This is a genomic window from Limimonas halophila (assembly GCF_900100655.1).
Taxonomy (GTDB): domain Bacteria; phylum Pseudomonadota; class Alphaproteobacteria; order Kiloniellales; family Rhodovibrionaceae; genus Limimonas; species Limimonas halophila.
In genome coordinates this window covers 328,411-352,902 of record NZ_FNCE01000001.1, presented here as the reverse complement: position 1 = coordinate 352,902, position 24,492 = coordinate 328,411, and the positions used below count along the sequence as shown (strand labels likewise).

Here is a 24,492-nt window from a genome sequence, read left to right as displayed (position 1 = left end):
ATGAGCAGCGATCCGCTTCCGCCAGGCTCCACGATCGGCATCCTGGGCGGCGGCCAGCTGGGCCGCATGTCCGCGATGGCGGCCGCGCAGCTCGGCTACCGCGTGCACGTCTACGCGCCCCAGGCCGACAGCCCGGCCAGCCACGTCGCGCCGCGCACCACGGTCGCGCCCTACGACGACGCGGGCGCGCTGACCTCCTTCGCCGCCGACGTCGACGTCGTCACCTGCGAGTTCGAGAACGTCCCGGCCGCCACGGCGGAGACGCTGGAGAACCAGGGCGCCCTGCTGCGCCCGCGCCCCGGCATCCTGGCGGCGTGCCAGCACCGCCGGCGGGAAAAGGACACGCTGCACGAACTGGGCGTTCCGACCGCGCCCTACGCCGCGGTGCACGGGGCGGACGACCTGATCTCCGCGCTCGACGCCATCGGCCGCCCGGCGGTGCTGAAGGCCGCGCGCATGGGCTACGACGGCAAGGGCCAGGTCGCCATCGAGGCGGGCACGGACACCGCGGCCGCGTGGGAAGCCATGTCGGGCACCGCCCCCGAGCCCGAGGGCGTGCTGGAAGGCATGGTCGATTTCGCGCTGGAGGTTTCGGTCGTCGTGGCGCGCGGCGTCGACGGCACGACCGCGGCCTATGTGCCGGTGGAGAACCGCCATCCCGGCCATGTCCTCGCGCGCACCGTGGCGCCCGCGCCCGTCGGCCCGGCAGTGGCCGAGCGCGCCGACGCCATCGCCCGCCGCATTGCCGTGGGCCTGGACCTCGTCGGCGTCATGGGCGTGGAGATGTTCGTCACCAAGGACGGCGAGGTGCTGGTGAACGAGCTGGCGCCGCGCCCGCACAACTCCGGCCACTGGACGCTGGACGCCTGCCCGGCCTCGCAGTTCGAACAGCACGTGCGCGCGGTGACGGGCCTTCCCCTCGCCCCGGCGCAGCGCCATTCCGACGCGGTGATGGACAACCTGCTGGGCCACGACGCCGACCGCTGGCGCGAGATCGTGCACGAGCCCAACGCGCGCCTGCACCTCTACGGCAAGGCCGAGGTCCGGCCCGGCCGCAAAATGGGGCACGTCACCCGGCTTGCCCCCAAGGGCGCGCACGGCGGCGAACTGTAATCAGGAATCGAGGGGATCGGCGTCCGCCTCCGGCGCCGGGCCGCCCGGCAGCGGCAGGGCGGCGGGCGCCGCCTCGCGCAGGCGGCGCGGCAGTTCGCTGGCGCGCGCCAGGCCTCGGTCGGCGAGGCTGCCCGCGCCCGTCAGCGGTCGCAGCCGGCGGTGCAGGAAATCCCAGGTGACCTCCCGCCCCTCGGAGGCATCCTCCAGCCACACCAGCAGTGTCGCCGAATAGACGCTGGCGAGCGCGTTGCGCCGCGCCATGCCGCGCAGCCCCGTGGCGGTGTCACCCGCGGCCGTGCGGACGGCGTCCACGGTTCGCATCAGCAGCCGCCACGCCGAGCGCGTGTTGCCCGGCATCGCCAGGAAGGCGAGGCCGCGCCGCACGGCGTCCTCGTGGCCGGCGTTGTATTCCAGGCGGATGCGAATGGCCTCCGCGAGCCGCTCGGCCGGATCGCCGTCGCCGCCGTGACGCTCCATCGCCGAGAGCATGGCGGCATCGGCCTCGGCCGCCGTGGCCGCCAGGACGTCGGCCGGCCCGTTCGGGAAAGCGTCGCGCGCGAGCACCGGGTCCACGCCCGTGTCCTCCACGGCGAGCTTGAAGGCATCCCACGACCAGCCGTCGAAGGGCACGTGGCCGAGCATGGCCTCGCGGATGGTGCGGCGGATTTCGCTTGGGGAATCGGGTGCCGTCATGGCGTCTCGCGACCGAGTTCAGTGGTGAAGGCGAGCGACGTCAGCTCGGGCATGCGGTCGAGGTAGAGGATGCCGTCCAGGTGGTCGCATTCGTGCTGCACCACGCGGGCGTGAAAGCCCACGGCCTCGCGGCTCAGGGGCTGGCCTTCGAGGTCCCAGCCCCAGTAGCGGATGCGGTACCAGCGCGGCACTTCGCCGACGAGGCCCGGAATGGAGAGGCAGCCCTCGCGCCCCTCATCGACGGTGTCGTCGAGGGGCTCCCAGTCCGGGTTGAGCAGGATCGTCTCGGGCGCGTGCTCTTCCAGCGGCGCATTCGCCGGCGCGGGCGCATGGAACACGATCATGCGCAGCGACTCGTGGATCTGCGGGCCGGCAAGGCCGACACCGCCCTCATCCCGCATCGTGGCCAGCATGTCCGCCGCCAACTCACGCACGCGCGCATCGACCGGCAGCCCCACCGGCGCGGCGGGCGTGCGCAGCACGGGATGGCCCATGCGGGCGACTTTGCGAATGGCCATGGGACTGCCGCTCCCGAGCCGATGACGCGCGGGACTATGGCGCGGGCGCCCCGACCGGACAAGGCGGGCGCGATCGCGTCTTCACACGCCGCGGTGAACACGTTATATGACCGATGGCGGCTTGATGCCGCAGCCTGATCGGAACGAGCCGGCCGGCCGGCCCTGGATGGGGCCGCTCGGTCGCGTTTTCTGTTGTGTGGCTGCGTCAGCAAACGGGAAAGGAGCGTGAGTCCGTCGTGCAAGTCCATGTCCGTGACAACAACGTCGACCAGGCCCTGCGCGCGCTGAAGAAGAAGATGCAGCGCGAGGGTGTCTTCCGCGAGATGAAGCTCCGGCGGCACTACGAGAAGCCTTCGGAGCGCCGGGCGCGCGAGCGCGCCGAGGCGGTGCGCCGCCTGCGCAAGCTGGAGCGCAAGCGCCGCGAGCGCGAGGGCTTCTAAACCGTCGGCGATACACGGCGGTCATGAAACGGGGTGGTCCTGTGGCCGCCCCGTATCGTGTTTCGGGCAGGTGAACACCGGCGGTCCCGGCCGCACAAGCGATCGGACGACCATACCTCAGGGCGGGAGGGGCCTGCCCCGCTATTCCGCTCCCTTGGCGCTCAGGCGCGCGATGCGGCCTGCCATGATGTCCTTGTAGGGCACCTGCGTCAGGCCGTCGTTGAAGGCCGAGCGCAGCGCCTTGCCGCGCGGGCTGTTGCGGAAGCACACGAAGAGCGGCATGCGCCCGAGCAGGGTGTCGTCCATCACCACCTCGTCGCGGTGCGGGCGCAGCTCGGGGTCGGTGTTCAGCAAATACGTCATGACGTGCTTGTCGATAACGGCGTAATCGAGCCGCCCTTCGATCAGCTTGTGCAGGTTCCGCCGATCCGAGTGGGATTCGATCGTCCACAGTTCCTCGGCGGCAACCTTGCGGTCGAAGGTGCGCGTGTTGGCGTAGCCCACGACCGTCCCGATGCGGAACCCTTCCAAATCCGCCAGACTCGTCCAACTGAACGCCGCGTTCGCGCGTTTCGCCAGGCCCAGCGGCCGCATCCCGATCACGTAGGACCGCAGGAAGCCGGCGTCCGGGCGGTGATTGCAGTGGTAGCCGGGATAGTAGGCGACGACGCCGGTGCTCTCCGCCTTGGCCAGCGCGATGGCCCGGTTCCACGGGCGGTAGCGGACCCGCACGTCACGCCCGACGGCATCGAAGGCAGCGCGCACCACCGCCGTGACCGCCCCACCCTTTGGCAGGGAGCGCTTGGTGTAGGGCGGCCAAGTGAGCGTGGCCACCGTAACGTCCGGGCGGGCGTCGGGTGGCCCGGATTGCGCCGGGACGGGCTGGGCGGCGGCGGTCAGCCCCAGCCCGAGCAGCGCCGATCCGAGGAGAGCGCCACGCCGGGCGAGGCGTGTACATCGCAACATGCCATCGTCTGTAGGCGCCGCGGATGCGACATGCAACCCGTTTGTGGTATCCGCGGCAGGCCGCTTGACCCGCGGCGTCGACAAAGCCGGCGGATCAGCCCTGCTCTTCCAGCGCCTTCACGATGCCTTCGACCATCTGCTTGGCGTCGCCGAAGAGCATCATCGTGTTGTCCTTGTAGAAGAGCGAGTTGTCGATGCCGGCGTATCCCGGCGCCAGGGAGCGCTTCACGAACAGCACCGTCTTGGCGTCGGCCACGTTCAGGATGGGCATGCCGTAGATGGGCGAGGCCGGATCGTCCTGCGCGGCCGGGTTGGTGATGTCGTTGGCGCCGATGACGAAGGCGACGTCGGTGGACTGGAAGTCGCGGTTGATCTCTTCCATCTCGTAGACGTCCTCGTAGGGGACGTTCGCCTCCGCCAGCAGCACGTTCATGTGTCCCGGCATGCGCCCGGCGACCGGATGGATGGCGTAGCGCACGCTCACCCCGTGCGCCTTGAGGATGTCCGCCATCTCCCGTAGGGCGTGCTGCGCCTGCCCGACGGCCATGCCGTAGCCCGGAACGATCACCACCGAGCCCGCGTTGCCCAGGATGAAGCCCGCGTCGTCGGCGGAGCCGCTCGTGACCGCCTTCTCGCCCGTGTCCTGGGCGGCGGCCGCGCTCTCGCCGCCGAAACCGCCAAGGATCACGTTGATAAAGGAGCGGTTCATCCCCTTGCACATGATGTAGCTGAGGATGGCACCGGAGGAGCCGACGAGCGCGCCCGTGATGATCAGCAGGTTGTTGGTGAGCGTGAACCCGATCCCGGCGGCCGCCCAGCCGGAGTAGGAGTTCAGCATCGACACCACGACCGGCATGTCGGCGCCGCCGATGGGCAGGATCAGCAGGAAGCCCAGCGCCAGCGTGATAAGCACGATCAGCCACAGGCTCCAGGCCGGCTGCGCGGCGGCGAACACCGCGATCAGCGCCACCGTGGCGATGCCCAGCCCCAGGTTGAGCATGTGCTGGCCGCGGAAGGTCAGCGGCGTGCCGCCCACGATCCCGGCGAGCTTGGTGAAGGCGATGATGGAGCCGGTGAAGGTGATGGCGCCGATGCCCGCGCCGATCGCCATCTCGATGCGGGAGCTGACGTGGATGGCCTCCGGCGTCCCGATGCCGTAGCTCTGCGGCGCGTAAAAGGCCGCCAGGGCGACGAACACCGCCGCGAGCCCGACCAGGGAGTGGAAGGCCGCCACGAGCTGCGGCAGCTGCGTCATGTCGATGCGCCACGCCACGGCCGCGCCGACCGCCCCGCCGATGGCGATCGCGATCAGCGGCAGCACGAAGCCCGTGATCTCCGGCGTGGCGAGCGTGGCGAGAATCGCCAGCGCCATGCCGGCCATGCCGAAGAGGTTGCCCTGCCGGCTGGTCTTGGGATGCGACAGCCCCCTGAGCGCCAGGATGAAGCAGACGGCGGCCAGGAGGTAGACGAACGCGATCAGGCCCTGCGCCATGGCGACCTACGACTTTGTGCGCTGTTTTTGCATGAACATCGCCAACATGCGCTGGGTGACGATGAAGCCGCCGAAGATGTTCACCGCCGCCAGCAGCACCGCGACCAAGCCGAAGCCCTGGCTGACCGCCGCCTCCGCGGCGCCCGCCGCGATCAGGGCGCCCACGATGATGACGGAGGACACGGCATTGGTGACCGCCATCAGCGGCGAGTGCAGCGCCGGCGTCACGCTCCACACCACGTGGTAGCCGACGAAGATCGCGAGCACGAAGACCGTAAGGCCGATGATCAGCTCGTTGCCGCCGCCGGCGGCTTCGGCCGCACCCTGCCCGGCGTTCGACGCCGCCGCCTCCTGCGCCAGGGCCTCGGCGCGCTCGGCGAGGCCGCGGGCGGACTCCGCGACGCCCTCCGCGCGTTCCTGAAGGCCTGCTCCCTCGGCCATGCTCACCCCCCGCTCGGCTGGAAATCGGGATGGACGATGCGGCCCCCGCCGGTCAGGCGCGTGCCCGTCAGCAGCTGGTCCTCGCCGTCCGGCGACAGCCCGCCGTCCTCGGCCACCATGAGCTTGAGGAAGCTGACGAGGTTGCGGGCGTAGAGGCTGCTCGCGCTGACCGGGATGCGCGCGGGCCAGTTCGTATGGCCCAGGATGGTCACGCCGTGCTGGACGCTGACGCTGCCCGGCTCGGTGAGCGCCACGTTGCCGCCCTGCCCGGCCGCCAGGTCGGCGATGACGGACCCCGGCTTCATGCTGGCGACCATCTCGGCGCTGACGAGTTGCGGCGCCTTGCGCCCCGGCACCTGCGCCGTGGTGATGACGATGTCCTGCTTGGGCACGGTTTCGGCGATGAGCTGCGCCTGCTTCTGCTTGTAGGCGTCGCTCATCTCCTTCGCGTAGCCGCCGGCGGACTCGGCTTCCTTGAACTCCTCGTCCTCCACGGCGACGAACTTCGCGGCGAGGCTCTCCACCTGCTCCTTGGCGGCCGGGCGGACGTCGGTGGCGCTGACGGACGCGCCCATGCGCCCGGCCGTGGCGATGGCCTGCAGCCCGGCGACGCCCGCGCCCATGACCAGCACCCTGGCGGGCGGCACGGTGCCCGCCGCCGTCATCATCAGCGGAAAGGCGCGGCCGAACTGGTGGGCGGAGTCGATCACCGCGCGGTAGCCGGCGAGGTTCGCCTGGCTGGACAGCACGTCCATGGCCTGCGCGCGCGTGATGCGCGGCATCAGGTCCATGGCGAAGGCGTGGACGCCCGCATCGGCGCAGGCCTGAATGGCGCCGCCGGCCTGCCAGACGTCGAACACCGCGATGACGACGGCGCCCTTGGGCAGGTCCGCCAACTCGTCGGCTTCGGCGTCCTCGCCGGCCGTGACGGGCCGGTTCACCTTCAACACAACGTCGGCGCCGGCGACGGTCTCTTTGTAGCTTTGGGCGATCGTCGCGCCCGCGTCGCTGAAGGCCTGGTCGGGAATCGACGCGCCGGCCCCGGCGCCCGTTTCAACGACCACCTGCGGCTCGGTCAGCCCGAGCCCGAGCAGTTTCTTGACGGTTTCCGGCACGGCCGCGACGCGGGTTTCCCCGGCGCGGCGCTCCCGCGGTATGGCGAGCTTCATGCTGGCGTGGCCCCTTGCCGTCCGGCTTGGCAGCCGGCTCCCCCGAGCAGGCGCACCGGATTATTGCGTTTTGCAGAACAGCAAACAAGGGATAAGGGTGGCGCCGACCCGGAGACAGCGCGGCACGCGACAGGTCGCGCTGGGGCAACCGCGGGCGTCAGGCGGCGTCGGCGGTGCTGTGCAGGCCCATGATCTCCAGCATCTTGTCGGCGACGGCGCGGGCTGAGCGCGGGTTCTGCCCCGTCACGAGCGGGCCGTCGCTGACCACGCAGGCACGGAAGGGCGAGGACTTCTCGAAGCGCGCGCCCAACTCTTTCAGGCGGCTTTCCAGCAGGAAAGGCACGACGCGCGCCAGGCCCACGCGCTCTTCCTCGGCGTCGGTGAAGGCGTTGAGACGGCGCCCGGCGATCAGCGGGCAGCTATCCTCCTCGCACGCCGCCAGCAGACCCGCGGGGCCGTGGCACACCGCGCCGACCGGCGCACCGCGCGCGTGGCAGTGCCGGAGAAGCCGGCCCAGCCCGGCGCTGTCCGGAAAATCCCACATCGTGCCGTGCCCGCCCGGGAGGTAGACGGCATCGAAGCCATCCGGGTCGACGGCATCCACCGCGGGGGTGCCGCTGAGCTTGCCCCGCGCCGTGTCGTCGTCCAAGAACCGCTGGACGCTGCCGGGGCGATCTGTGGGCTCGTCGGCCAGGCTGCTCGGATCCATCGGCGCGTCGCCGCCGGCGATCGAGGCGATCTCGGCCGTGAAGCCGGCGTCCACGAAACGCCAGTAGGGTGCCGTCAGCTCCTCCATGTGGTAGCCGGTCGGCCGACCGGTGTCCCCAAGCGCGTCGTGCGAGGTGAGAACGAAGAGCACGCGGCCGGTGCGATCCACCATGACGGGCGTCTCCCTTGCTTGTGCCGGCGGCTTGTGGGCTGCCCCCTATACCCCTGACCAGATCGCGCCTCGCCCCTTTGTTTCAAGAGGAGTCAGCCGAACGCGACACCTTCTCGCCGCAAGCGTTAGCCGGGATTCTGTTGAGTTTCGCCCCGTTTTCCGCAACGATTCACCTGGGGACGTTACAAAACAACCGTGCAGTGGGAGATCGGGCCATGGGCGCCATCCACGCACGCCGGGCCGCGCCGTTCGGGATCGCGGCCGGCATAGCCGCCATGCTGGCGGCGGGGCCGGCATCGGCCTCGGGCTCCGACGTGAAGATCGACGAGGTCACCTTCGGCCATCCCGGCGGGGTGCCGAGCTACAGCCTGGACGCCGTGCGCGCCGGCTTCCGGGGGGTGCCGCGCATCACGCGCAGCGGCCTGCCGCCCGTCCTGCCGTTCGTCGACCAGGTGGAGCGGCGCAAGCGCATCTTTCTGAAGAGTGTGCTGCCCGCCGTGCTCAAGGCCAACGCCGACATCCGCGAGGCGCGCAGCTTCCTGCGCACGGTTCAATCCACCGACGTGCCGCGCAAGTTCCTGCCGGGCGTGTGGCGCACGCGCCTGCGCCAGATGGAGGCGCGCTACCACGTCGAGCCGGGGGAGATGGACAAGCTCCTGCGGCGCGTGGACACCGTGCCGCCGTCGCTGGTGCTGGCGCAGGCGGCGCTGGAAACGGGTTGGGGCACCTCGCGCTTCGCCCAGCTGGGCAACGCGCTCTTCGGCCAGCACGTCACGGAAGCGGGCGCCCCCGGCATGGTGCCGAACGGGCTGGACAATCCGGGCTTCAAGGTGCGCGCCTTCCCCACGCTGGAAGCCGCCGCCGCCGCCTACCTGCACAACATCAACAACACCACGGCCTACGCCGAGCTGCGCCGCGACCGAGCGCGCGCCCGCCGGCAGGGCGAGCCGCTGGACAGCGTGGAGCTGGCCGGGCACCTGACGGACTATTCCGTGCGCGGCGAGGACTATGTGTCGGATGTCCGGGCCACGATCCGGGCCAACGACCTGCGCGATTTCGACGACGCGCGCCTCGTGCCCGGCCCGTCGCACGTGGTCCAGCGCTGACCGGACCGCCCGTGCCGGATCAGGTGTGGGCCGGCACGCCGCAGGTCTCCAGGGCTTCGTGCTGGCGCTTGGCCAGGGCGTCGGCGTCGAAGTCCTGGATCAGCTCCTGGAACAGGCGGTGCCAGTTGATCTCGGCGTTCAGGTGCATGAACACCGAGCCCAGGCCGATCGCCGCGCGGTCCATGAGCACGAACTCGCGCGGCGGGCGCACGCCGCCCAGGCGCTTGAGTTCCTTGTGCACCTTGTTGGCGAGTTCGGCGCCGTAGGCCGTGCCCTGCTCGCCCTCGATCGTGCGGGGGCGGTCCTCCAGCAGCGGGCCGTAAAGATAGCTGGCCCACATGTTGAGGACTTCCAGCACGTCCTCGTTGAGGTTTTCGAAGCCCCAGGTGCGGTAGGCGTGCTTGGCCAGCTCCCAGTCGCCCGTGTCGAGCGCGTGGTAGAGGTCGATCACGCCCTTCACGAAGGACGGGCGGAAGGTGCGGATGCAGCCGAAATCCAGCAGGTTGATTTGCTGGGTGTCGCGCTCGACCGTGTAGTTGCCCAGGTGCGGGTCGCCGTGGATGACGCCGTAGTAGTAGAAGGGCACGTACCACGCCCGGAACATGTTGTAGGCGACGCGGTTGCGCACCTCCTGATCCGACTCCTCTTCCAGGAAGCGCATGATGCGCGAGCCGCCCACGCGGGTCATCGTCAGCAGGCGCGTGGTCGAGAGCTCCGGCACGGTCTCGGGCACGAAGACCGTCGGCTCGTCGCGCAGCATGTAGCGGTAGAGCGCCATGTGCCGGCGCTCCAGATCGTAGTCCAGCTCTTCGCGCAGCCGGTCGCACAGCTCGTCGTAGATGTCGCTGGTGTCGATGGCGTTGTCGTAGCGCCGGTAGATCGCGAGAATCCAGCGAAGCTGCTTGAGGTCCGCCTCCACGGCCGACTGCATGTCCGGGTACTGGAGCTTGCACGCCAGCTCGCGGCCCTCAGTGTCCTTGGCGGCGTGGACCTGGCCGAGCGAGGCGGCGGCGATGGCCTCGCGCGAGAACTCCGTGAACTTGCGCCGCCAGCCGGGGCCCAGCTCGGTGGTCATGCGCCGCTTGACGAACGGCCAGCCCATGGGCGGCGCGTCCGCCTGGAGCTGCTGCAGCTCCTGGGCGTACTCGCGCGGCAGCGCGTCCGGGATCGTTGAGAGGATCTGGACCGCTTTCATCAGCGGTCCCTTGATGCCGCCCAGCGCCTGGCGCAGCTCGCTGGAGTGCTTCACGGAGTCCAGCTCGACGCCGAGGTAGCGGTTGCCCACGAACTGCGCCGCCAGGCCCGTCATGGACCGGCCGACCTGGGCGTAGCGCCGCAACCGCCCGCGAAAGCTGTCGTTCTCGGACGTCTGCCCGGCGCCCAGGTCGTCGTACTCGGCGCTGGAATAGGTTTCCTCGGTGCGCCCGGCCGTGCCGGCGTGCTCGCGCTCGTTCTCGCTCATGCGTTCGCCTCTCCCGCCGCGGCCGGCGCCGTGTCGCAGCGCCAGCCACCGGGATATTGCGCTTCAAGGGGCGTCGTCCAGGCGTGCCTGTGTTCGCGCGGGCTCAGTCGTACTGCTCCAGCTCGTCGATGAAGCGCTCGATAAGCCCCAGCCCCTTGTACCAGAAGCCAGGATCGGCGGCGTCCAGCCCGAAGGGCGCCAGCAGCTCGCGGTGGCGCTTGGTGCCGCCGGCCGCCAGCATCTCCAGATACTGCTCGGCGAAGCCGCTCTCCGCCTGCTCGTAGACGGCGTACAGCGAGTTCACCAGGCAGTCGCCGAAGGCGTAGGCGTAGACGTAGAAGGGCACGTGGATGAAGTGCGGGATGTAGGCCCAGAAATTCTGGTACTCCTCGTCGAAGCTGAACACCTCGCCCAGCGCCTCGCGCTGCGTCTCCAACCAGATCTCGCCGATGCGCGAGGCCAGGATCTCGCCGTGCTTGCGCTCCTCGTGCAGGCGCGCCTCGAAGGTGTGGAAGGCGATCTGGCGGACGACGGTGTTGATCATGTCCTCCACCTTGCCCGCCAGCATGACCTTGCGGCGCCCCGGGTCGCGCTCGTTGGCGAGCATGCGCTGGAAGGTCAGCATCTCGCCGAAGACGCTCGCCGTCTCCGCCAGGGTCAGCGGCGTGTCCGCCATCAGCGCGCCCTGGTGCTGACCCGCGAGGTACTGGTGCACGCCGTGGCCCAGCTCGTGCGCCAGGGTCATCACGTCGCGCGTGCGCCCCTGGTAGTTGAGCAGCACATAGGGATGCGCGCTCGGCACCGTGGGATGCGAGAACGCCCCCGGCGCCTTGCCCGCGCGCGTCGGCGCGTCGATCCAACTCTTGTCGAAGAAGTGCTGGCCGATCTCGGCCATGCGCGGGGAGAAGGCCGCGTAGGCGTTGAGCACCGTGGACCGCGCCTCGCCCCACGGCACAGTGCGGTCGTCGTCCTCCGGCAGCGGCGCGTTGCGGTCCCAGTACGCCAGGGTGTCCTTGCCCAGCCACTTCGCCTTGAGGCGGTAGTAGCGGTGCGAGAGGCGCGGATAGCTCTCGCGCACGGCCGAGACGAGGGCGTCCACCACCTCGTCCTCGACGTGGTTGGCGAGGTTGCGCGAGGACACCGGCCGCTCGAAGCCGCGCCACTGGTCCTCGATCGCCTTGTCCTTGATCAGGGTGTTGTGGATGTGGGCGAAGGTGGGCACGTGCTCACCCAGCTTTTCGCCGAAGGTCTTGCCGGCCTTGCGCCGTGTCTCCTCGCTGGGGCTGGACAGCTTGTTCAGGATCTCCGAGGAGGTAAGCTGCTCGCCGTCCAGCGGGAAGCGCAGCGACGCCATCGTCTCGTCGAACAGGCGGGTCCAGGCACCGCGGCCCGTCACCTGCTTGTCGTTGATGAAGCGCTCCAGCTCGTCGGAGAGCTGGTACGGCCGCATGGCGCGCACGTCGCGCAGCCACGGCCAATAGTGCGCCAGCCGTGAGCTCTCCGCGACGCGGGCGTTGAGCGCCTCGTCGGACAGCGCGTTGATCTCCAGCGTGAAGAAGATCAGGTCGCTGGAGATCGTGGTCGCCTCCTCCTGCATGCTCTGGAAGAAGCGCCCCGTCTCCGGGTCGGTCATGTCGCCGGAGTAGGTGAGCTGCGCGTAGCTCATCAGGCGGCCGAGCATCTCCTCGATCGCCTCGTAGCGCTCCACCGCCACGGCCAGGCTGTCGCCGTGCAGCTCGGCGATGCGGCCCTCATAGTCCTGGCGCAGCTGGCGCGCCTGCTGGCGCGCGCGCTCCAGGTCGCCCTGCAACTCCGGCGAGTCCGGCGCGGGATAGAGGTCGCGCAGATCCCACTCGGGCAGATCGCCCAGCTCGCTGTCCGTGTTCGCGCTCGCGGTGCCGGCCATGTCTCGTTCCCTCTCTTGACCCCCGGCAAAGGTGGCCCCGATAAGGCCCGAACCAAGGCCCCACACGGCCACAACCGGGGCGCTGTGCGGAGGGAGCATGGCGGACGCGCACGCGGGCGACAAGGCGGCGACGCGCACACAGGATGCGGGCGCGGACACCCCCGTGCAGCCGGCCGGGGAATGGCCCAACCTGCCGGCGGCTTTCTTCGACCTCGCCCACCGGCACGGCGAGCGGCCCTTCCTGTGGTCGCGCCGCGGCGGGCAGTGGACACCGTCGTCTTGGACCGAGATCGCGCGCCAGGTGCGCGCACTGACGCACGGGCTCATCCGGCTGGGCCTGGAACCCGGCGAGCGCGTGGTTCTGGTCGCCGACAACCGCCCGGCGTTCTTCGTCGCCGACATGGCGATCATGACGGCGGGGGCCGTCACCGTCCCCGCCTACACCACCAACACCCGGGCCGATCACGAGCACGTCCTGGCCGACAGCGGCGCGGCGCTCGCCATCGTCGCCACACCCCAGCTCGGTGAGCGCCTGCTGCCGGCCGCCGCCTCCGTGGAAAGCTGTCGCCGGGCCATCCTCATCGACAATCCGGACAAGGCACCCGCGGACGCACCGCCCCTCAGCGCCTGGGCCGACGTCATGGCCGACGGCGCCAAGGACGACGACGGCGCGGCGCCCGGCACACCGGCGGCGCCCGACGACACGGCGTGCTTCATCTACACCTCCGGCACGGGCGGCGCGCCCAAGGGCGTCATGCTCTCACACGCCAACGTGTTGGCGAACTGCCGCATGGCGGAGACGCTGCTCAAGCCGGTGCTCGACGACGAGATCTTCCTCTCCTTCCTGCCGCTGTCGCACTCCTACGAGCACACGGCCGGGCAGTTCCTGCCCATGATCCTGGGCGCGCAGATTTATTACTCGCGCGGCGTGGAGCACCTGGCCTCGGAGATGACCGAGGTGCGGCCGACGATGATGACGGCCGTGCCGCGCCTCTACGAAAGCATGCACCAGCGCATCCGGCGCGGCGTGCGCAAGGGCTCGCGCCTGCAGCGGCTGCTGTTCCAGCGCGCCCTTCAGCTCGGCAAGCAGCGTTACCGCCACGGCCGCCTGCCCCTGTGGCTGCGCCCGGCGGACGCGCTGCTGGACCGGCTGGTGCGCGACAAGGTGCGCGCGCGCTTCGGCGGCCGGCTGAAGGGCATGGTGTCGGGTGGCGCGCCGCTGGACCCCGAGATCGGGCTGTTCTTCACCGCGCTGGGGCTGCGCATCCTGCAGGGCTACGGCCAGACCGAGGCCTCGCCCGTCGTTGCGTGCAACCCGCCCGCCAAGCCCAAGCTGCACACCGTCGGCCCGCCGCTCGACGGCTGCGAGGTGCGCATCGCCGAGGACGGCGAAATCCTGGTGCGCGGGCCCAACGTGATGAAGGGGTACTGGCGCCTGCCCGAGGAAACCGCGCGCACCGTCCACGACGGCTGGCTTTACACCGGCGACATCGGGGGCTTCGACCACGAGGGCTACCTCATGGTCACAGACCGCAAGAAGGACATCGTCGTCCTCTCCGGCGGCGACACCCTCTCCCCCGCCCGCGTGGAGAACGTGCTCACGCGCCAGCCCGAGGTCGCGCAGGCCATGGTCCACGGCGACGGCCGCCCGCACCTCGTGGCGCTGCTGGTCCCCGACGAAACCTTCCTGCAGCAGTGGGCGGCCGCCAACGGCAAGCCCCACGACCTCGCCAGCCTGCACGACGACCCCGCGCTCGCCGACGCCCTGGAGACGGCCGTGCAGCGCGTGAACGGCGAACTCAGCGTCAGCGAAAAGGTGCGGCGTTTCGCGATCCCGCCGGAGGCGTTCACGATCGACAACGATCTTTTGACGCCCACGATGAAGATCCGCCGGCACAAGATCCGGGCGGCGTATGGCACCCTGCTGGAGCAGCTGTACTAAACCGCGCCACGCTCGCGGGCGGACCATCGAGGGAGGATCACCATGAGCGCCAAGGCAGCCATCGTCGTCGGCGCCGGGCCCGGGCTCGGCAGCGCCCTGTGCCGCCGCTTCGCCCAGGGCGGCCTGGCCGTCGCCGCCGCGCGCCGGCAGGGCGACAAGGCGCAGCCGCTGGCCGAGGAGATCGGCGGGCGCGCCTACAGCTGCGACGCCGGGAAGCAGGACGACGTGGAAACGCTGTTCACCCGCGTCGAGCGCGAGCTGGGCACGCCCGAGCTGGTCGTCTTCAACCCCGGCGGCTTCCAGCGCGCCGGCATCCTGGAGATGAACGCCGAGCAGGTGACCGCGCACTGGCGCGACGGCTGCCTGGGCGGCTTCCACGTCGGCCAGGCGGCGGCCGCCGCGATGAATTCCCAGGGCCGGGGCACGATCATCTTCACCGGCGCGACGGCCTCGCTGCGCGGCGGCGCGGGCTTCGCCAACCTCGCCATGCCCAAGTTCGGCCTGCGTGCGCTGGCCCAGGCGATGGCGCGCGAGCTGTGGCCGCAGGGCATCCACGTCGCCCACACCATCATCGACGGCCAGATCCGCAACGAATCGCGCGGACCGCAGTATTCCGAGGCCGAGCGCGGCCGGGACGCCCTGCTCCACCCCGAGGCCATCGCCGAGGCCTACTGGGACCTCCACCAGCAGCCGCGCAACGCCTGGACCCACGAGCTCGACCTGCGCCCCTGGGTTGAAACCTTTTAAATCAAGCCTGAGGCAGCGAGGGCGCTTCCGGTCGAATCGGCCCGCCGGCCCGATCGGATGCCGGGTTCACCCAGAAGCTTGCAAGCGCTCGCGGAACAACACCCAGTGCGTGTCAACGGTTTACGCATGTGACACGTGCATTTGGCGTCAGCTATACGTGTCCGGCGTTTAAGCCGTTCTTAAGTTTCCTCACGCCACCATGCCTACGAAACAAGCGTCCGGTGGCTTGGAGGAAGCGATGGAGCGCCTTGGCCGTCGCCGTGTTCTGGCGGGGTTGACGGGGTCAGCCGCAGCCGGTCTGCTCGGCCCGCGCATCGCCGATGCCGTGACGACCTATGAGCCGCTGCGCCTGCGCGACGACGATGTGGGCGAGCATCTCGCCGAGCCGCTGGCGCCCGGCTCCCACGTGAAAGTGTTTCTGCCGAACCTGCCCTACATCTACACCTCGCACGCCATCAATGCGGGGCTGCTCCGTCCCGCGCCCACCGCGCAGGGCTGGGAATACGACCTCGCCACCGAGCTCACCCAGGTGGACGAGCGGACCTACGAGGCCACGCTGCGCGAGGGCGTGACGTTTCAGGACGGCTCGCCGTTCACCGCGGACGCCGTGGTCGAGAACGTCGAGCACTTCGTGAAGGCGCCCTTCACCTTCACCAAGCTGCACAAGACGCTGGAGGGCGCGGAAAAGCTGGGCACCCACCGCGTCCGCTTCCACCTGAGCGAGCGCTACGGCCAGTTCGTCAACGACCTGCTGTGGCTGCACTTTTACACCAGCGCCTACCTCGCCAAGCACGGCTGGAACGGCAAGGCGGTGTGCCCGAACCTCGCCGAGCCGGGTCCCTACGGCCTGGGCCCCTTCATCCTGCGCGAGGGCTACCTGGAAGGCGACCGGCAGACCTCGATCGCCAAGCTCGAAGCCAATCCTCACTACTGGCGCGAGGACGAGCCGCGCGTCGAGAAGGTCACGATCTTCACCGAACTGACGACCCGGGAAGCGCTCACGCGCGTGCAGGAAACGGAAGGGGACCTGGATATCGCGCCCATCCCCTTCCACAAGAAGATCCAGACGATGCGCACGCCGCACAGCAAGGTGGTGGCGACGAAGAGCACCAACAATTTCGCCATCCACATGAACCTGCACAACGGCCACGAGGCCCTGCAGGACCGCGAGGTGCGCGTCGCCCTCAACCGCGCCATCCATCAGGCGCACCTCCTCACCTTCGTCTACATGAACGAAGGCGTTACCAAGCCCACCACCGCCGCCCCCTACTTCCCGGGCGTCAAGGACGTGGTGGACGACCTGCGACCCTATTCCGAACGCGAAGACCCCTACGATCCGGCCGTGCAGGAAGAGTTGCGGGGCATTTTGGAGGGCCTGACGCTCAAAGTCTTCACCCAGGAAACCTTCATGTGGCTGTGGCGCGGCATCGCCTATCAGCTCTCACGCGTCGGCGTGACGCTGGATGTCGAGACGACGACGAGTGAAAAGGACATCTTCAACCAGCTCTTCACCACCAACAACGACAACAACACCAAGAACTGGGATCTGCTGATCTGGGGGATGGACGACTGGTACTACAACCACCCCTGGTCGGTCTTCCTGGTCTACAGAACGACGAGCGTGTGGAGCACGATCTTCCGCGACGAGGTGCTCGACGGCCACATCCAGCAGCTCTTCAAGGAGCGGGTGGGCACCGACGCCTTCGACCGCGTCACGGAAAAGATCATGCGCCGCGTCCACGAGCAGGGCTACATGCTGTTCGTGCCGGCGCCCAATCAGGTGATGGGGGTCAACAAGGAGGTCAGCTACCTCCCCTACCCCATGGCGACGACGCCGCTGTGGAAGGTCCAGGTCTCCAAATACCACTGGTCCGTGCGCCAGGGCGAGCTGCCGGACGAACGCCGCGCCCCCATCAAGATCGTCCGCCGCGACGCCGATTACATGCGCGAGGAGTGACCCCGCCATGCCCGTCCCCGGTTTCCGCCCCGTTCAAAACGCGCTGAGCAACATCCGCATCGGCCCAAAGCTGCTGGCCCTGGTCGTCATCGCCGTGGCCGGCATGGCCGGGCTGACCGGCCTTAACATGGCGACCTCCAGCCACAACATGCACGGCCTCGAACGCGTGAACACGGCCAGCAACAACGTGGCGAAGATCGGCCAGACCATCGCCCAACCCCTGGGGCGGTTGCGCGCGCTGACGTTGTCGCTGGTGCTGGCCCCGGACGCGGAGACGCGCTCGCGCATCGCCGAGAAGATCCCGGCCCAGGTGAAGATGCTCGACGGCGCGTTCGACGCGTGGGGGGAGCGCGTGCCGGACGCCATGCGGGATCACTACGAGGCCACGCGCGAGCACTGGCAAGCCTACAAGAAGCTGATCGCCCACACGCGCGAGCAGATCGACAAGGGCTACCGCGAGGCCGCCTTCCTGAACGAGGTGGAGAAGGCGCGCGCGCAGTTCGAGACGCTCAACACCCACGTCGCCGACGCGATGCGGCGCACCAACGAGCGCTCGGCGGAGCTTTATCAAAGCACGATCGCCAACGCCGAAAACATGCGCGCCATGACGCTCACGATCGGGGCCGGCGCCGCCGTGCTTCTAGCCCTGGTCGGCTTCGTCATCGCCCGCAGCATCGGCCGGCCCGTGACCGCGCTGACCGACAGCATGACGCGCCTGGCCGACGGCGACACCGAGACCGAGGTGCCCGGCACCGACCGGCGCGACGAACTCGGCGGCATGGCGCGGGCCGTCCAGGTCTTCAAGGACAACACCCTGGAAATGCAGCGGCTGTCGCGCGAGAAGGAGGAAGCGGACCGGCGCGCCAGCGAGGAGCGCAAACAGGCGCGTCAGGATCTCGCCAACCGCTTCGAGCAGAGCGTCAAGCGCGCCTTCGAGGAACTGACCCAGGCCGCGCAGTCGATGCAGGACAACGCCCGGACCATGACGCAGGTCACGGCCACGGTTCGGGAAAAGACCGACTCGGTCAGTCGCAATACCGAGACGGCCGCGGAAAACGTCAAGACGGTCGCCAGCTCGGTTTCGCAGATGGAAAGCTCCATTCAGGAAATCAGCTCGCAGATCCAGCAATCCACCGAGATGACCCGCAGCGCGGTGGACGAGAGCGAGCGGGCGAACGAACGCATCGAAACGCTGAACCAGAGCGCGCAGAGCATCGGCGAGGTCGTGACGCTCATTCAGGACATCGCCGAGCGCACCAACCTGCTGGCCCTCAACGCCACGATCGAAGCGGCGCGCGCCGGCGAAGCGGGCAAAGGCTTCGCCGTGGTGGCCGATGAAGTGAAGTCGCTCGCCAACCAGACGCAGAAGGCGACGGAGCAGATCTCGCAGCAGATTCAGGCGATCCAGAGCGAGACGCGGCAGGGCGTCGAGGCGATCCGCAGCATCGGCGAAACCGTGCGCAAGGTGAACGAAATCGCCTCCGCCATCGCCAGTTCGGTGGAAGAGCAGGCGTCGGCGAGCAGTGAAATCGCCCGCAACATCGAGGCCGCGTCCAACGGCGCGGAACAAACGCGCCAGGACGTGGAAGCGCTGGAAAGCTCGGCCGGCGAAGGCGAACGCACCGGCCAGCAGGTCGCCGACAGCGCCGACCGCGTCGCGGCTCAGGCCGACACCGTGCAGCAGGAGATCGACAACTTCCTCGGCCAGATCCGCGCAACCTGATCCCGCCGGTGCGGCGGCGCGGCGGGGCGTGGTTCCGCGCGCTCACGCCTGCTATGACGCGGCGCGGAACCGTCCGGACCGGGGATCATGCGGGCACACCATCTGGCCGCCGCGGTGCTGGTCGCCGCGCTATGGGGCTTCAACTTCGTCGCCATCGACGTGGGCCTGGACAGCCTGCCGCCGCTGCTGTTCGTCGCCCTGCGCTTCGTGCTGGCGGCGTTGCCGGTGGCGGTGCTGGCGCCGGTCTACGGCCCGCCGGCGCCGTGGCGCTACATCGCGGCCATCGGGCTGTCGATGGGCTTCCTGCAGTTCGGCGTGCTCTTCGTGGGCATGGACGTCGGCGTTCCCGGCGGGCTGGCCTCGCTGGTGCTGCAAACCCAGGCCTTCTTCACCGCCATCTTCGGCTTCCTGGTCTTTGGCGAACGCCCGCGCCCGCGGCAGATCGCGGGGATGGCCGTGGCCTTCACCGGGATCGCCCTGCTGGGCCTGGACCTGGAGTCCATCGCGGCCACGGCGCTGGGGCTGACGCTGGTGGTCGCCGCCGCGGCGGGCTGGGCGGTGTCCAACCTGCTGATGAAGGCGGCGCGGCCGCGCAACACGCTGCATCTGATGTGCTGGATTTCGCTGATCGCCCCGGTGCCGCTGCTGGCGCTCTCCGCGGCCGTCGACGGGCCGGCGGCGATGGCGACGGCGCTGCGCGGCGTCACCCTGGAAACGCTGGGCATCCTGGTCTACGTGGCGCTCTTCACGACGCTGGTCGGCTTCGGCATCTGGGCGTATCTGCTGCGCGTCTACACGGCCGCGACCGTGGCGCCATTTTCCCTGCTGGTGCCGGTGTTCGGGATGAGCTTCTCCGCCCTGCTGCTGGACGAGCCGTTCACGGCGCTAAAGCTGGCGGCGGCGGTGCTGGTGATCGTGGGGCTGGCGCTGAACATAGGCCTGGTGCCCGGTCGGATCGTCCCGCAGCGGTCTGCACGCACATGAATGACGTTTTTTTGGGCTCACAATCTTGTGCCTCGACGCGGCGCCGTCTCACGCGGTTAAGGTGACCCAAATGTCAGGGATCCGGGGAAGGCGAGCATGCCCATCAGTCCGGCGACGACCTATCACAAGCGGTATCTGACGGTGCACGGCCGGCGCATGGCCTGCGTCGATTCCGGCAGCGGCGAGGCCATCGTCTTCCTGCACGGCAACCCGACGTCGAGCTACCTCTGGCGCAACGTCATGCCGCACCTCGACGGCCGGGGGCGGCTGATCGCGCCCGACCTCATCGGCATGGGCGATTCCGACAAGCTTCCGGACTCCGGCCCGGACCGCTACCGCTTCGTCGAACACCGGCAGTACCTGGACGCGCTGCTGGATGCGTTGGAGCTGGGCGACGCCATCACCTTCGTCGTGCACGACTGGGGGTCGGCGCTGGCGTTCGACTGGGCGCACCGGCACCCGCACCGCGTGCGCGGCATCGCGCACATGGAATCCATCGTCACGCCTTTGCAGTGGACGGACATGCCGGAGTCCATCCGGCCGCTCTTCGAGGGCTTCCGCTCGGATGCGGGCGAGGAGATGGTGCTGACCGACAACACCTTCGTTGAGCAGGTGCTACCAGGCTCCGTGCAGCGTTCGCTGTCGGCGATCGAGATGACGGAATACCGCCGCCCCTTCGCCGAGCCGGGCGAAGGCCGCCGGCCCACGCTGACGTGGCCGCGCGAGATCCCGCTGGACGGCGCGCCCGCGGACGTCCACGAGATCGTGGCCGCCTACAGCGCGTGGCTGCAAACGACGACCATTCCCAAGCTGCTCGTGCGCGCGGAACCCGGCGCGATCCTGCGCGAGCGCACGCTGGACGTGGCGCGCAGCTTCCCCAACCAGGAGGAAGTCACCGTTCCCGGCATCCACTTCGTGCAGGAAGACGCCCCCGACGCCGTCGGCGAGGCCGTGCGCGCGTGGCTGCCAAACTGAGCGCGGTTTGATCCGTTCAGGACGTGCAGTCTCCGCAGCCGTCGTGACGGCCGGCTACGCTTTCCGGCGCGTGCGGGACTCGCGGTTGTGAGATACGGCTCGTGCTCGGACGGCAGCCGACCCGGGCAAGACGCCGCGCTGAGCTTCAACCGGCTTGGGCTAAGCGGCCAATACCGTCTTGAGGACCACAGTCATGGGCGACGCGATGGCGGTGTCGAGCCACAAAAACGATTAATACGCACGCTCACAGAGTGGAACACATGGCCTCATTCTGTCTTTCTCCTAAAGGAGAAAGGACCGTGGCGAGGCTCCGCTGCTACCCCCCCCGGCTTGTCGTAGGTTCCGCTCAATGAGCGTCCGCATAAACGCCGACCGGTCGTGAGAGCCCCATACACATCCGCGTGACGCCGGAGTCGAATGACAGATGGGATTAAACGCCCTCGCGTTTATTCCATGCCGAGGGCGTTTTTGTAGAGGTCCAGCATGCTTTCTTCCTGCTGGCGATCTTCGTGATCTTTTTTGCGCAGGCGGATGAGCTGGCGCATGATCTTGGTGTCGAAGCCGTTGGCCTTGGCTTCGTTGTAGACTTCCTTGATGTCGGACTGCAGGGCGGCCTTTTCCTCTTCCAGCTTTTCGATGCGCTGGATGTAGTTCTGCAGCTGCTCGCCCGAGATGCCGCCGTAGCCCGCGTCCACCATGGAAGCGTTCCCCTCACGTGTCGGAAAGCCGCCGCGGCCGGCTGGGGCCACGGCGGGCGCGGAGGGTAGTCAGGCGCTCGGGTGGGCGCAATGGGGTAAGCGGTTGCGGTTACCACGCGAGGGAGAGCGGCGCGAAGACCTCGCCCTTGGGGCCACGCGGATCGTGCCCGGTTTCCAGCACGCCGCTTTCGTGGCGCTCGATGGCGCAGAGGTAGCCCTCGGTCCAGTCGGCGGCGACATCCAGTTCGTGCCCGCGCGCGGCGAGATCGCGGCGCACGTCCTCGCCGATGCGGGGCTCGATGCGGACACGCTGCGGGAAGCGCGTGTGGGGCGCGAAGAAGCCGGGGAAGTGCTCGGAGGAGACCTTGGGCGCCTCGATCGCGGCCTGCGGCGGCATGTCGAAGACGACGCGGTTAAGGAAGTACTGCAGCTGCCACTGGTCCTGCTGGTCGCCGCCCATCGTGCCGAAGACGGTCCAGGGCTCGCCGCCGCGCTCGGCCAGCGACGGGCTGATCGTCGTGCGCGGGCGCTTGTGCGGGGCCAGGATGTTCGGGTGGTGGGGCGGGTCCAGGTAGAAGGTCATCATGCGGTTGCCGAGCGGAAAGCCCAGCTCTGGGATGACCTCGTTGGACTTGAGCCAGCCGCCGGAGGGCGTGAAGGCGGCCATGTTGCCCTCGGCGTCGACGGCGTCGATATGCATCGTGCCGGGGCCCCAGGCCACTCCGCCCAGACGCTCGGCCACCGGCAGCTCGGCGCCCGCGTTGGCGGGGTCGCCGGGCCGCAGTTCATCGTCGGCGCGAGCGGGATCGAGCAGCCCGGTTCGGGCGGCCGTGTAGGCGTCGGCCAGCAGGCCGTCGGGCACGTCCGTGTGGTCGGGATCGCCGTAGTACTGCTCGCGGTCGGCGAAGGCGAGCTTCATGGCCTCCACGAGGTAATGGAGGTAGTCCGCCGAGTTGTGGCCCATGCCCGCGAGGTCGAAGCGCTTGAGGATGGCCAGCGCCTGCAGGAAAACCGGGCCCTGGTTCCAGAAGCCGCACTTGTGGATGCGGGTGCCGCCGAAATCCAGGTGCAGCGGCGTTTCCTCGCGCGTCTCGAAAATCTCCAGATCGCGCTTGGCGAGAAAGCCCTCGCGCTCGCGCGAGAAGGAATCGATCTCGGCCGCCACCTCGCCGCGGTAAAAGGCATCCAGCACCGCCTGGAGCCCGGCATCGCGGCTGCCGCCGGCGCGGCGCTCGGCGGCGACGAGGTGGTCCAGCGTGCGCGCCAGCGGCGGGTTGGTCAGCAGCTCGCCCACCTCGGGGACACGGCCGTCCGGCAGGTAGACCGCCGCGGTGCCCGGCCAGGTGTTGCGCACGCCGTCGGCGATGGCGGCGAGGCCGAACTTCTCCTGGCGCACCAGGCCAGCGTGGGCGGGAAAGCCGTCGCGGCAGAGGTCGCGCGCGGGCGCCACGACGGCCTCCAGCGGGCGCCGGCCGAAGCGCATGAGCGCGGTGACGAGCGCCCCGAGGGTCGCCGGCACGCCCGCCGCGAGGATGCCGGACTCCGGCACCTCGCTGTGGCCGAGCGCCTTGTACGCCTCGGCCGTCGCGCTGCCGGGCGCGGCCATATTGCCGTTGAGGGCGGCGACGCCGGACGCGCCCGCCATGCGGATCAGCGCGGGACACTCGCCGCCCAGCGTGCCCATTTGCGGGTTCGTCACGGTTTCCACGAAGGTGGCCGCCACGGCCGCGTCCACGGCGTTGCCGCCGTCCTTCATCACGTCCGCGCCGGCCTGCGTGGCGAGCGTGCTCTCGCTGGCGACGGCGCCGCGACGGCCGAAGCTGCGCGGCACGTGCGTGGTGGTGTCCGTGGGCGCGGTGCGGAAGGCGCGCGTGCTGACCATGGCGTGCAGCCCGTTCGTGTTCGTGGTGATTGTGGTGCGCGGCCCAGGATGCCTGGCCGCCCGGACGGCGCCAAGCCGGTGCAGCATCGGCCCCACGCCGTCCCTGTTTGACCGACCCTGCGCCGCCGGGGCACACTCATTTCATAACAGGAAATGGAGGTTCGTGCCATGACTGCCGAACCAGGGCGCCACGGCGGCTCCGTGATCGTGGTCTTCGAAGTGAAGATGAAGGAAGGCTGTTCGCAGGACTATTTCGACCTCGCGGCGGCGCTGAAGCCGGAACTCGAAAAGATTGACGGCTTCATCTCCGTCGAACGCTTCGAGAGCATGGTGGAGCCGGGCAAGTACGTCTCGCTCTCGGAATGGCGGGACGAGGCCGCGGTCCTAGCCTGGCGCGAGCACGCCGAGCACCAGATGGCCCAGCGCCGCGGCATTGCGGAGATCTTTTCGGATTTCCGCATCCGCGTGGCGCACGTGGCGCGCGACTACACCCTGACCGACCGGCAGCACCGGGCGGCGGAGGTCGTGACCTGACGCGCGCGGGCCGGCGGGCTTTAGAGCATCGCGTTTGAAATCTTTTTTGCAGAGAACACTGGAAATCTGAGGATATGGGACGTTTTTCCAGTGCGAGCAGATTCACGCACGAGCAAGCGGAATCACGCGGGGTGATTCCGCTTTACGGCGATCTGCTCTCTAATGCCCGCCGCCCTGATGCTCGAACTGCTGTTTTTGATCCGCCGTGGCCTCGGTCTGGTACTTGGCCTTCCACTCGTTGTACGGCATGCCGTAGACGATCTCGCGCGCCTCGTCGTAGGACAGCTCGTGCCCCATCTCCTCGGCGGCGGCGCGGTACCACTTGGACAGGCAGTTGCGGCAGAACCCGGCCAAATTCATCAGGTCGATGTTCTGCACGTCCGTGCGCTGTTGCAGGTGGCTGACCAGATCGCGGAAAACCTGGGCCTCGATCTTTTCGCGGGTCGCATCGTCGAAACGCTCGTCGCTCATGGCGGCTCTCCTGTGCTGTGCCCGCCCATTCGTTTGGGGCCGCGCAGCGCGCATTCAACACCGTGCGCTTTGCGGGATTGTGCGGCCCGGGTGCCGGGTGCAACCTGACGGTGCCGAAATCGCGGTGTTTCGTGCGCGCCCCGCAGGCCCGCCGCCCCGTTTCGTCCGGCGCCGCGGGCGCCCGCCGGCACAATCATCAAGTCCAAAAAATCGAGCAGTCAGGATGTCTTCCGGTCGGGTTTCCAGCACTGGCCGGATCGCGTCCGGCGTGGCCCGATCGTGCCGGTGCTTTTCGCCTTCGGCATCAAGTTCTGCAATGGGATCGACCGGCCACCGCAATAATTCAACGGGCGGCGCGCGGTTCTCGACTACCCGAACGCGGTTTCCTGATCT

At 69.1% G+C, this 24,492-nt stretch carries 22 protein-coding genes; 10 read left to right on the top strand and 12 right to left on the bottom strand.

Annotated elements, in window-relative coordinates:
• On the top strand, positions 1 to 1,113 hold the full coding sequence (locus BLQ43_RS01655) for a 5-(carboxyamino)imidazole ribonucleotide synthase (protein WP_090018369.1): 1,113 nt from the start codon (positions 1 to 3) through the stop codon (positions 1,111 to 1,113).
• Here BLQ43_RS01655 and BLQ43_RS01650 read toward each other — a convergent pair whose 3' ends face one another.
• A complete protein-coding gene (locus BLQ43_RS01650; protein WP_090018368.1) occupies positions 1,114 to 1,806 on the bottom strand; it encodes a COQ9 family protein in 693 nt (230 codons plus the stop codon).
• The gene (def, locus tag BLQ43_RS01645) at positions 1,803 to 2,324 is read right to left on the bottom strand and encodes a peptide deformylase (protein ID WP_090018367.1); all 522 of its coding nucleotides are present in this window, start codon (positions 2,322 to 2,324) and stop codon (positions 1,803 to 1,805) included. Before def ends, BLQ43_RS01650 begins: the two co-directional genes overlap by 4 nt.
• A 236-nt stretch (positions 2,325 to 2,560) precedes the next feature.
• Here def and rpsU point away from each other — a divergent pair, with 236 nt between their 5' ends.
• Positions 2,561 to 2,764 (top strand): 30S ribosomal protein S21, encoded by a 204-nt coding sequence (rpsU, locus tag BLQ43_RS01640; protein ID WP_090018642.1) that lies wholly within the window; start codon positions 2,561 to 2,563, stop codon positions 2,762 to 2,764.
• Between the two features lie 141 nt (positions 2,765 to 2,905).
• On the opposite strand, the gene BLQ43_RS01635 is transcribed toward rpsU, so the two are convergent.
• The 5 genes from BLQ43_RS01635 to BLQ43_RS01615 all read right to left on the bottom strand — a co-directional run bounded on the left by BLQ43_RS01635 (position 2,906) and on the right by BLQ43_RS01615 (position 7,712).
• Entirely contained in the window at positions 2,906 to 3,730 is an 825-nt protein-coding gene (locus BLQ43_RS01635) for a substrate-binding periplasmic protein (RefSeq protein WP_090018366.1), read from the bottom strand.
• Between the two features lie 94 nt (positions 3,731 to 3,824).
• Positions 3,825 to 5,222, bottom strand: coding sequence for an NAD(P)(+) transhydrogenase (Re/Si-specific) subunit beta (locus tag BLQ43_RS01630; RefSeq protein WP_090018365.1), 1,398 nt, complete (start codon positions 5,220 to 5,222; stop codon positions 3,825 to 3,827).
• 6 nt (positions 5,223 to 5,228) lie between these two features.
• Entirely contained in the window at positions 5,229 to 5,663 is a 435-nt protein-coding gene (locus BLQ43_RS01625) for an NAD(P) transhydrogenase subunit alpha part 2 (RefSeq protein ID WP_090018364.1), read from the bottom strand.
• Between the two features lie 2 nt (positions 5,664 to 5,665).
• The gene (locus BLQ43_RS01620) at positions 5,666 to 6,832 is read right to left on the bottom strand and encodes a Re/Si-specific NAD(P)(+) transhydrogenase subunit alpha (protein WP_090018363.1); all 1,167 of its coding nucleotides are present in this window, start codon (positions 6,830 to 6,832) and stop codon (positions 5,666 to 5,668) included.
• Between the two features lie 157 nt (positions 6,833 to 6,989).
• On the bottom strand, positions 6,990 to 7,712 hold the full coding sequence (locus tag BLQ43_RS01615; RefSeq protein WP_090018362.1) for a type 1 glutamine amidotransferase domain-containing protein: 723 nt from the start codon (positions 7,710 to 7,712) through the stop codon (positions 6,990 to 6,992).
• Positions 7,713 to 7,927: 215 nt separating this feature from the next.
• Here BLQ43_RS01615 and BLQ43_RS01610 point away from each other — a divergent pair, with 215 nt between their 5' ends.
• Positions 7,928 to 8,818 carry a glucosaminidase domain-containing protein gene (locus BLQ43_RS01610; RefSeq protein WP_090018361.1) on the top strand — a complete coding sequence of 297 codons (891 nt, stop codon included), beginning with the start codon at positions 7,928 to 7,930 and terminating at the stop codon, positions 8,816 to 8,818.
• Between the two features lie 19 nt (positions 8,819 to 8,837).
• On the opposite strand, the gene BLQ43_RS01605 is transcribed toward BLQ43_RS01610, so the two are convergent.
• Together BLQ43_RS01605 and BLQ43_RS01600 are read right to left on the bottom strand one after the other, a co-directional pair.
• Entirely contained in the window at positions 8,838 to 10,127 is a 1,290-nt protein-coding gene (locus BLQ43_RS01605) for an ABC1 kinase family protein (protein WP_437123466.1), read from the bottom strand.
• 256 nt (positions 10,128 to 10,383) lie between these two features.
• The gene (locus BLQ43_RS01600) at positions 10,384 to 12,186 is read right to left on the bottom strand and encodes a M3 family oligoendopeptidase (RefSeq protein ID WP_090018359.1); all 1,803 of its coding nucleotides are present in this window, start codon (positions 12,184 to 12,186) and stop codon (positions 10,384 to 10,386) included.
• Between the two features lie 97 nt (positions 12,187 to 12,283).
• On the opposite strand from BLQ43_RS01600, the gene BLQ43_RS01595 reads away from it, so the two are divergent.
• The 6 genes from BLQ43_RS01595 (at position 12,284) to BLQ43_RS01570 (ending at position 20,514) form a co-directional block, all read left to right on the top strand.
• The gene (locus tag BLQ43_RS01595) at positions 12,284 to 14,128 is read left to right on the top strand and encodes an AMP-dependent synthetase/ligase (protein WP_090018358.1); all 1,845 of its coding nucleotides are present in this window, start codon (positions 12,284 to 12,286) and stop codon (positions 14,126 to 14,128) included.
• A 42-nt stretch (positions 14,129 to 14,170) separates the two neighbouring features.
• Entirely contained in the window at positions 14,171 to 14,875 is a 705-nt protein-coding gene (locus BLQ43_RS01590) for an SDR family NAD(P)-dependent oxidoreductase (RefSeq protein WP_090018357.1), read from the top strand.
• Between the two features lie 238 nt (positions 14,876 to 15,113).
• Positions 15,114 to 16,832 (top strand): ABC transporter substrate-binding protein, encoded by a 1,719-nt coding sequence (locus BLQ43_RS01585; RefSeq protein WP_176758466.1) that lies wholly within the window; start codon positions 15,114 to 15,116, stop codon positions 16,830 to 16,832.
• Positions 16,833 to 16,839: 7 nt separating this feature from the next.
• A complete protein-coding gene (locus BLQ43_RS01580; protein WP_090018355.1) occupies positions 16,840 to 18,555 on the top strand; it encodes a methyl-accepting chemotaxis protein in 1,716 nt (571 codons plus the stop codon).
• An 87-nt stretch (positions 18,556 to 18,642) separates the two neighbouring features.
• Positions 18,643 to 19,539, top strand: a complete 897-nt coding sequence (locus BLQ43_RS01575; RefSeq protein ID WP_090018354.1) for an EamA family transporter — start codon at positions 18,643 to 18,645, stop codon at positions 19,537 to 19,539.
• Between the two features lie 96 nt (positions 19,540 to 19,635).
• On the top strand, positions 19,636 to 20,514 hold the full coding sequence (locus BLQ43_RS01570; protein WP_090018353.1) for a haloalkane dehalogenase: 879 nt from the start codon (positions 19,636 to 19,638) through the stop codon (positions 20,512 to 20,514).
• A 446-nt stretch (positions 20,515 to 20,960) separates the two neighbouring features.
• Here BLQ43_RS01570 and BLQ43_RS01565 read toward each other — a convergent pair whose 3' ends face one another.
• Positions 20,961 to 21,212, bottom strand: coding sequence for a DUF2312 domain-containing protein (locus BLQ43_RS01565; protein ID WP_090018352.1), 252 nt, complete (start codon positions 21,210 to 21,212; stop codon positions 20,961 to 20,963).
• Between the two features lie 109 nt (positions 21,213 to 21,321).
• Positions 21,322 to 23,181, bottom strand: coding sequence for a gamma-glutamyltransferase family protein (locus BLQ43_RS01560; RefSeq protein ID WP_090018351.1), 1,860 nt, complete (start codon positions 23,179 to 23,181; stop codon positions 21,322 to 21,324).
• 81 nt (positions 23,182 to 23,262) lie between these two features.
• On the opposite strand from BLQ43_RS01560, the gene BLQ43_RS01555 reads away from it, so the two are divergent.
• A complete protein-coding gene (locus BLQ43_RS01555; RefSeq protein WP_090018350.1) occupies positions 23,263 to 23,628 on the top strand; it encodes an antibiotic biosynthesis monooxygenase family protein in 366 nt (121 codons plus the stop codon).
• A 159-nt stretch (positions 23,629 to 23,787) separates the two neighbouring features.
• Here the strand turns inward: BLQ43_RS01555 and BLQ43_RS01550 are convergent, their stop codons facing one another.
• Positions 23,788 to 24,099 carry a DUF1244 domain-containing protein gene (locus tag BLQ43_RS01550; protein WP_090018349.1) on the bottom strand — a complete coding sequence of 104 codons (312 nt, stop codon included), beginning with the start codon at positions 24,097 to 24,099 and terminating at the stop codon, positions 23,788 to 23,790.
• Between the last annotated feature and the right edge of the window lie 393 nt (positions 24,100 to 24,492).

What these genes read in the sequence shown, in the direction of transcription:
- BLQ43_RS01610 (WP_090018361.1), top strand. Translation starts at nt 7,928, where the DNA reads ATGGGCGCCATCCACGCACGCCGGGCCGCGCCGTTCGGGATCGCGGCC.
- def (WP_090018367.1), bottom strand. Translation starts at nt 2,324, where the DNA reads ATGGCCATTCGCAAAGTCGCCCGCATGGGCCATCCCGTGCTGCGCACG.
- BLQ43_RS01630 (WP_090018365.1), bottom strand. Translation starts at nt 5,222, where the DNA reads ATGGCGCAGGGCCTGATCGCGTTCGTCTACCTCCTGGCCGCCGTCTGC.
- BLQ43_RS01615 (WP_090018362.1), bottom strand. Translation starts at nt 7,712, where the DNA reads ATGGTGGATCGCACCGGCCGCGTGCTCTTCGTTCTCACCTCGCACGAC.
- BLQ43_RS01560 (WP_090018351.1), bottom strand. Translation starts at nt 23,181, where the DNA reads ATGCTGCACCGGCTTGGCGCCGTCCGGGCGGCCAGGCATCCTGGGCCG.
- BLQ43_RS01625 (WP_090018364.1), bottom strand. Translation starts at nt 5,663, where the DNA reads ATGGCCGAGGGAGCAGGCCTTCAGGAACGCGCGGAGGGCGTCGCGGAG.
- BLQ43_RS01575 (WP_090018354.1), top strand. Translation starts at nt 18,643, where the DNA reads ATGCGGGCACACCATCTGGCCGCCGCGGTGCTGGTCGCCGCGCTATGG.
- BLQ43_RS01595 (WP_090018358.1), top strand. Translation starts at nt 12,284, where the DNA reads ATGGCGGACGCGCACGCGGGCGACAAGGCGGCGACGCGCACACAGGAT.
- BLQ43_RS01600 (WP_090018359.1), bottom strand. Translation starts at nt 12,186, where the DNA reads ATGGCCGGCACCGCGAGCGCGAACACGGACAGCGAGCTGGGCGATCTG.
- BLQ43_RS01655 (WP_090018369.1), top strand. Translation starts at nt 1, where the DNA reads ATGAGCAGCGATCCGCTTCCGCCAGGCTCCACGATCGGCATCCTGGGC.
- BLQ43_RS01620 (WP_090018363.1), bottom strand. Translation starts at nt 6,832, where the DNA reads ATGAAGCTCGCCATACCGCGGGAGCGCCGCGCCGGGGAAACCCGCGTC.
- BLQ43_RS01570 (WP_090018353.1), top strand. Translation starts at nt 19,636, where the DNA reads ATGCCCATCAGTCCGGCGACGACCTATCACAAGCGGTATCTGACGGTG.
- BLQ43_RS01605 (WP_437123466.1), bottom strand. Translation starts at nt 10,127, where the DNA reads ATGACGGGCCTGGCGGCGCAGTTCGTGGGCAACCGCTACCTCGGCGTC.
- BLQ43_RS01635 (WP_090018366.1), bottom strand. Translation starts at nt 3,730, where the DNA reads ATGTTGCGATGTACACGCCTCGCCCGGCGTGGCGCTCTCCTCGGATCG.
- BLQ43_RS01550 (WP_090018349.1), bottom strand. Translation starts at nt 24,099, where the DNA reads ATGAGCGACGAGCGTTTCGACGATGCGACCCGCGAAAAGATCGAGGCC.
- BLQ43_RS01555 (WP_090018350.1), top strand. Translation starts at nt 23,263, where the DNA reads ATGACTGCCGAACCAGGGCGCCACGGCGGCTCCGTGATCGTGGTCTTC.
- BLQ43_RS01650 (WP_090018368.1), bottom strand. Translation starts at nt 1,806, where the DNA reads ATGACGGCACCCGATTCCCCAAGCGAAATCCGCCGCACCATCCGCGAG.
- BLQ43_RS01565 (WP_090018352.1), bottom strand. Translation starts at nt 21,212, where the DNA reads ATGGTGGACGCGGGCTACGGCGGCATCTCGGGCGAGCAGCTGCAGAAC.
- BLQ43_RS01590 (WP_090018357.1), top strand. Translation starts at nt 14,171, where the DNA reads ATGAGCGCCAAGGCAGCCATCGTCGTCGGCGCCGGGCCCGGGCTCGGC.
- BLQ43_RS01585 (WP_176758466.1), top strand. Translation starts at nt 15,114, where the DNA reads ATGGAGCGCCTTGGCCGTCGCCGTGTTCTGGCGGGGTTGACGGGGTCA.
- BLQ43_RS01580 (WP_090018355.1), top strand. Translation starts at nt 16,840, where the DNA reads ATGCCCGTCCCCGGTTTCCGCCCCGTTCAAAACGCGCTGAGCAACATC.